This is a genomic window from Marisediminicola sp. UYEF4, assembly GCF_040546025.1.
Classification (GTDB): domain Bacteria; phylum Actinomycetota; class Actinomycetes; order Actinomycetales; family Microbacteriaceae; genus Marisediminicola.
This window is the reverse complement of the sequence record NZ_JBEPNA010000034.1, coordinates 1-6,151: the sequence shown is the minus strand read 5'-3', so window position 1 is coordinate 6,151 and position 6,151 is coordinate 1. Positions and strand designations below refer to the sequence as shown.

The 6,151-nt window shown below is 60.9% G+C and carries 8 protein-coding genes and 2 pseudogenes; 6 read left to right on the top strand and 4 right to left on the bottom strand.

The annotated features are described in order from the left end of the window. The first annotated feature begins 160 nt into the window (after nt 1-160). Nucleotides 161-493 (top strand): hypothetical protein, encoded by a 333-nt coding sequence (locus ABIB15_RS15210; RefSeq protein WP_354480480.1) that lies wholly within the window; start codon nt 161-163, stop codon nt 491-493. Nucleotides 494-572: 79 nt separating this feature from the next. On the opposite strand, the gene ABIB15_RS15205 is transcribed toward ABIB15_RS15210, so the two are convergent. Together ABIB15_RS15205 and ABIB15_RS15200 are read right to left on the bottom strand one after the other, a co-directional pair. Further along, on the bottom strand, nt 573-770 hold the full coding sequence (locus tag ABIB15_RS15205) for an alpha/beta fold hydrolase (RefSeq protein ID WP_502908996.1): 198 nt from the start codon (nt 768-770) through the stop codon (nt 573-575). A gap of 81 nt (nt 771-851) precedes the next feature. After that, nucleotides 852-1,034: pseudogene (locus tag ABIB15_RS15200) on the bottom strand (recombinase family protein); the annotation flags it as partial. Between the two features lie 205 nt (nt 1,035-1,239). Here ABIB15_RS15200 and ABIB15_RS15195 point away from each other — a divergent pair. Continuing rightward, nucleotides 1,240-1,494: pseudogene (locus ABIB15_RS15195) on the top strand (IS21 family transposase); the annotation flags it as partial. Nucleotides 1,495-1,630: 136 nt separating this feature from the next. Here ABIB15_RS15195 and ABIB15_RS15190 read toward each other — a convergent pair. Beyond that, nucleotides 1,631-2,038 (bottom strand): heavy metal-responsive transcriptional regulator, encoded by a 408-nt coding sequence (locus ABIB15_RS15190; protein WP_354480477.1) that lies wholly within the window; start codon nt 2,036-2,038, stop codon nt 1,631-1,633. A 54-nt stretch (nt 2,039-2,092) separates the two neighbouring features. On the opposite strand from ABIB15_RS15190, the gene ABIB15_RS15185 reads away from it, so the two are divergent. The 4 genes from ABIB15_RS15185 (at nt 2,093) to ABIB15_RS15170 (ending at nt 5,498) form a co-directional block, all read left to right on the top strand. Next, complete coding sequence (locus ABIB15_RS15185; RefSeq protein ID WP_354480475.1) at nt 2,093-2,392, top strand: thioredoxin family protein; 300 nt, start codon at nt 2,093-2,095, stop codon at nt 2,390-2,392. 88 nt (nt 2,393-2,480) lie between these two features. Then, the gene (locus tag ABIB15_RS15180) at nt 2,481-3,833 is read left to right on the top strand and encodes a dihydrolipoyl dehydrogenase family protein (protein WP_354480472.1); all 1,353 of its coding nucleotides are present in this window, start codon (nt 2,481-2,483) and stop codon (nt 3,831-3,833) included. A 101-nt stretch (nt 3,834-3,934) separates the two neighbouring features. After that, nucleotides 3,935-4,501: a GNAT family N-acetyltransferase gene (locus ABIB15_RS15175; RefSeq protein WP_354480470.1), complete on the top strand. Its 567-nt coding sequence runs from the start codon at nt 3,935-3,937 to the stop codon at nt 4,499-4,501. A gap of 97 nt (nt 4,502-4,598) precedes the next feature. Then, on the top strand, nt 4,599-5,498 hold the full coding sequence (locus tag ABIB15_RS15170; RefSeq protein WP_354480467.1) for an arginase family protein: 900 nt from the start codon (nt 4,599-4,601) through the stop codon (nt 5,496-5,498). Between the two features lie 91 nt (nt 5,499-5,589). Here the strand turns inward: ABIB15_RS15170 and ABIB15_RS15165 are convergent. Beyond that, the coding region (locus ABIB15_RS15165; protein WP_354480465.1) for a phosphotransferase at nt 5,590-6,151 on the bottom strand (562 nt) is incomplete at its 5' end.

The following is a 6,151-nucleotide window of genomic DNA, read 5'->3' as shown; positions in this document are numbered from 1 at the left end:
TGTGGATAGGCCAACCTCCGCAGGCTGGTAACCCACGTCTACTCGAACGGGGGCCCCAGCCTCAAGAGGTAAGCGCCGTACTCATATCGTCTAGCGTTCCCAATCAGGAGAGGTAGGGAGTGCCTTTTTTACTTGGCATTCGATCGTCCGGAACCGCACCATGACCGCCGCAGAGACGGAGCCGCGTTCCCCCGGGGACGGTGTCGGCAATCATTTGCTTCTCGAACGAGTAGCCGCCGGTGACGCACTCGCCTTCGGCGCTCTGTATGACGCCTTCACAGCCGAAACCTATGCAATCTGTCTGTGGAAGTTTGCAACGCCGTCGTCGGCCGACAAAGCCATGGTTAAAATATGGATCTTCATATGGAGCCACGCCGCCTCACTCAACGAACAGACGGGTTCAACGAAATCCGTCGTGCTGTCCACTGCCTGGGCCGTGACCTCGCAGCGCCGCAGAAGCCTCCTCCAGCTGCTCACCCGAAAGGCCAGCTAGGTGTTCTTCTTACGGAGGTTGCGTGCGTGGCGTGAGCTAAAGGGGACTGCCGACGATAAAGGTGAACTTTGCGGTTCCGCTACTTCGCCAGGAAGGCGAGAACGTGCCGGTTCCACTCGTCCTTGTGCGAAACGGTGAGTCCGTGCGGGGCGCCTTCGATCATTACGAGTTCGCTGCCGGAAATGGCCTCGTGAGTGCGCCTTCCACTGACCTCGAACGGCACGACGGTGTCGGAGTCGCCATGTATCACCAGCGTAGGCACAGCGATTTTTGTCAGATCGGCGCGGAAGTCTGTTGACGCGAACGCGGTTGTGCAGTCGAGCGTGCCCTTTTCCTCCCGTCAATCTGCCGGCCCCGCCCCCGATCGATATGCAGCTAACGCTTCGCGGAGACTTGGCCGGGCTCGGTTAGTTCCGGTGAGGCCTTGATCGGTGAACGTCTTTTGGGCTGAGACCCCGAGGGCGGCGAGTGCGTTCTTTTGGGCGGTGAGGTCTTGGTCGTTGGTGGATACGCGTGCGTAGCCGATGAGCATACCGGTCATGCTTCCAGAGTGTACCGTTTAGCCTAAATCCACCGGTCGACGTGAGATTCTGACGGCTCGTTAAACCGAGAATGCCCATCTGATCAGGTAAAATAGGGCTTGCCTAGAGTTCAACGTTGCCAAGCAGAGGAGCATCTCTTAGAAGCAAGTTTCCCACACCAACCGCGCCGTTTCTGCATCATTCACCGACCCGAATCTTGTGTCGCCGGGTGCATTCCCCGGATCGACCGCCCTCGCCCAGGCCCGCGCATCCGGCACCTTCACGGCAGCGCATGACGCGTTCTGGGCTGCAGCACGAAGAACCGACGGCGATGCCGGAGGCACCCGGGCGATCATCGACGTCCTGCTGCTGCACCGGTCGATGGCGGCGGAGGATGTGATCGCCGGAATCACGGCAGCGCTGTCGGTCGGGGCGGTCACCGCCGATGTTGTCGCGGTCGAAGCCCGCCGCCACCAGGCGAAACGCGACACAGGGTTCCCTTGTGACACAGCACCGGCAAGCTTGGCAATCGCGCGGAGAGCTGGCAAATTCGTCGCGTAAGCGGTCCCTCTATCGAGAAGGGGATGTTTCTTTCCGTATTTTCTATTTGTCGTCTTCAATGGCGTTCGGGGTTGGCGATGATGTTGCAGATGTCTGCCTCGTCGCAGTCGTCGGGGTCTAGCCCTTTACTGGCTTGGATGAGTGTCTTGAGTTCTGTCGCCAGGACAGCGAGCTCGAGTTGGCGGGCTTGGACGTTTTCCAGTTTGCGGACCAAGAGGAGTGATACGTGAGCGCAGGGAGCCTGGCCTGCATCGCGGAGCGAGAGAACGCTCGTGATCTCGGTGAGCGTGAGGCCGGCCGCTTGTCCGCTTTGGATGAAGTTCAACCTGCTGATCACGGTGGGGTCGTAGTCTCGATACCCGTTGAGCTGACGATGAGGAGGGGGCAAGAGCCCCTGCTTTTCATAGAAACGAATGGTTTGACGGTGCACGCCTATTACATCGGCGACTTCCCCAATGAGCATGAGCTGAGCCTAACGCTTGACCTTGAAGCGCACTTCACGGTTTACGGTAGGCGCATGGACATCATCTTGCAGTACTTCGACGGCTGCCCCAATCGGAAAGTGGCCGACGAGCGGCTCACTGCTCTCGCTGAAGTAAACCCCGGGATGGTCGTGACGCGACACATCGTAGACACGGTCGAAGAAGCTGAACGTGTCGGATTTCGCGGTTCTCCAAGCATCCTCATCAACGGCATCGACCCCTTCGCGCAGCAAGGAGACCCCATCGGGCTTTCCTGCCGCCGGTATCTCACACCTGACGGGTACGCGGGCGCACCAACCGTGGAGCAGCTGAAAACGGTACTGCTCACCACGTGACGCCCGGGCGAAATCGCGCGAAGCGCATTTTGGATCGGCGCGCCTCCCGCCTAAAAATTTATGTCCGTTCCCTGACAGAAGGACCACCATGACTGACACATATGACCTGCTCGTGATCGGTGCCGGGATGGCAGGGATCGCGGCCGCAACCAAGTGCTCCTCGCAGGGATGGCACGTCGCCATCGTCGATGCGCTCCCGTATGGGGGAACCTGCGCCCTTCGCGGATGCGACCCAAAGAAAATTCTGCGCCGCGGCGCAGAAATAGTTGAGGCCGCCCGTCTTCTCGATGGCAAAGGCATCAATGGTGATCAACTCAGCATCAACTGGGCTGACTTGATGAATCACAAACATGGCTTCACCGACCCCGTTCCACACAATGTCGAAGAGGACCTTCGCTCACGCGGCGTGACCACACTCCACGGCGTGGCGGCGTTCACAGACAACACCCACGTCGATATCGATGGCACGAGCTACGAGGCGAACAAAATCTTCGTCGCCACCGGCGCCCGGCCCCGCGAACTCGACTTCCCCGGACACGAGCACCTCATCGACAGCACCACCTTCCTGAACCTCCCCAACCTTCCACCCCGGATCGCCTTCATTGGGGGCGGCTTCGTGTCATTCGAATTCGCACACATTGCTGCACGGGCGGGAAGTTCCCCCGTAATTATCGACCGCGGCCGCACCCCGCTGAAAGAATTCGATCCCGACCTCGTCGAACTTCTCCTGGAGCGCGGCGCGACCGCCGGGGTGGCCGTCCGACGCGACACGACGATCACCAGCGTGGCGAAGACTCTCCAAGGATTCCGGATCACGATGCAGCACGCCGGCGAGACGACCACGATCGATACCGACATCGTCGTCCACGGCGCCGGGCGCACTGCCGACCTCGCACGTATGAGCCTGGATGTCGGTGACGTTGCCTGCGGCCCCCGGGGCATCAGCGTCACAGGACACCTGCAGAGCACCACGAACGATCATGTCTATGCGGCCGGCGATTCCGCCGATACTCCCGGCATGCCGCTCACGCCGGTAGCAGTGTTCGAGGCGAAGGTCGCCGCATCCAACATGCTGAAATCTGGCACGGCCGTCCCGGACTACACGGCAATACCGACCGTTGTCTTCACGATCCCGGAACTGGTCCGCATCGGAATGCTCGAGCAGGATGCCAAAGACGATGGTCTCAACGTCGGCGTGCGCTTCACCAATACCAGTGGCTGGTATTCGAACTACCGAATTGGTGAAACAGCTGGGGCAACCAAGATCCTGATCGACAAGAGCACAGACCGCATCATCGGTGCGCACCTTTTTGGTCACGACTATGCCGAAGTTGCCAACACCATCAGCCTGGCCATGAAGCACGGACTGACCACGAAACAAATCAAATCGACGACCGCCACTTACCCTTCAACCGGATCAGACTTGGCATCGATGCTCTGATCTCGGTGATGCTCCTGTGGAGCAGCTGACCGGAACTCCCGGTGGACGTTCCGCCTGCGGGCGGCAGGAAAGCTGGTTCTGCTCCGGGCTAGGGTGAAGTCGTGCAGCCGTTCCAGCCGCTTGTTCAGGAGTTAGAAACGCCGCGACTGCGGATGAGGCCTTGGCGGCTTTCAGATAGTCAGGCCGTACGAGGGCTGTGGGCTGAACGAGATCCACGATCAATTCGCGTCATTGACGCCGAGGGTCGGCCGACTGTTGACGACATTCGGGCAAGTCTTGAAAAACAACTTGAGGAGTCGGCTCATACCGGTTTGGCCCTCTTGGCCATCGAGACAAAAACTGACGGCCACTTCATTGGCTACTGCGTTTTGATCATTGGCAATGCAACCCTGGAGGAGCCGGAAATCGCCTATGAGCTGTTCCTGCACGCCCAGGGCCGCGGATACGCTACCGAGGCCGCACAAGCCATGCTTGGTGCTGCTTTAGATACCGGACGAATGCGATTCTGGGCCACGGTCCGTTCGTGGAATGTCGCTTCTTTCCGAGTTCTGGATAAGATCGGGTTCACCAACAGCGGCCGGATCGACCACGACCCGGACCGTGGTGACTCTGTCTGGATGACCGGGCCCAGACGCGACGAGGCTCTACCCACTCACTCTGTCGCGTAAGAGGTCCCTCTTGTGGGCTCCTACTTTGTCTTACTTTCGCGCAAGTGAAGCCGCGGGATTAGTCGAAATCGTTATGGGAACCTGACAGTCTGGGGGCGTGATCACGATTGTGTCTGCTCCCTCCAACCTGGGGCTTCGACCACCCCAGCCGGGAAGCGTGCCGGGCACGTCCAAGGCACCAGAAGCATTGCGAGAAGCGGGAGTGTTTCGGCGACTGATGGCAGACGGCGCTGTCGATGGAGGTGTGGTCCTTTCCGGCCGATACGTCGATGACGACACCACCCGCGCCACCGGCCACGTACGAAACGAAGCTCAGATGGTGGACCACGCGCGGCGCCTGGCCCGCCGGATCGCTGGAGTCATCGACGACGGCAGGGCGCCGTTGGTGATCGGAGGCGATTGCAGCCTTCTGCTGGCGGCCGGGCTCGCCCTCCGGCATAACGCGGGCCTCGTGCACATCGATGGACACACTGACTTCCGTCATCCCGGCAACTCGGATCACTGCGCCAGCGTTGCCGGGGAGGATCTCGCGGCGGCCGTCGGTCGACACTGGCCGGCCATCGCGGACATCGACGGCCGCGGACCATACTTCTCGCCCGCCAACACCGTTCACATCGGATGCCGCGTGAACGATCAAGAAGTCGACGAGGTCCGATCCCACCTCGGCCTCGTCCTGACGGCCCACCAATCAGTCGAGATCGGCATGACCGAGACGGCGCGAGCCGCTCGGGCCGTCTCGGGGAACGCCGGCTACTGGCTGCACATCGATGTCGACGTGCTCGATCCAAACGTGATGCCGGCGGTTGACAGCCCTGATCCTGGCGGGCTCGACCCGGAACAGCTGATCGAACTTCTCCAGGGTCTCGCCCCCGGAGCAATTGGAGCGCAGGTCACGGTATTCGACCCCGATCTCGACCCCGACGGACGCTACGCAGAGCTCCTGACCGAAATCATCGTTACGGGCATGGCGCACCTTGGGCGTCAGCTAGAGAGATGAAGGTTCCGCAATAGACCCAGTCAAGTGTCGCGTTAGGCGTTGATTGATGCGACTGCGACCGCGCGGACACTCGCGCCGGCCCGGAGGCGACTTAGCTGACTTGCACCCCGAGGAGCTGGAGCATCTCCTGGGCGTCTCGAAGGCCTTGCTCGTTGTCGTCGATGCTGTCGACCCCGGTTAGGTCAGCTAGGTGGAGCCGCCTGGAGAAGTACTCGGCTTGGACTCCTGCCCGCAAGCGTCGCAGCGAACCCAGGTGTGTACGGATCTCGGTCCCGGTCACCACGCCTACTCGCTCATATGCGTCCAACAGGGGTTGGGCGTGCCGTTCTCCGCCTGCGTACATGACCGCGGAAGCCAGGTCATACAGGGCAGGTCCCGGTACTGATCCCGCCCAGTCGATCACGCCGACATTGCCAGAGTCGTCCCGCAGGAATGCCTCGGGCTCCGGATCGGTATGGAGTAGCGCCCACGTGAGTGGCGGCAGCTTCGTGTACTCGCTGTACACGCGTGCTACGGCGTCGCGAACCCATCGGGGGTGGATCGAGTCTTGCCCGCTCTCAGCTGATATGTAGTTGCTTTTGTCAAGTGGGCAGGGTGAAGCGGCGTCCGGGATGATCGTTCCCGGGCGCCGCTTCTGCTGGTCATCGAGTCGG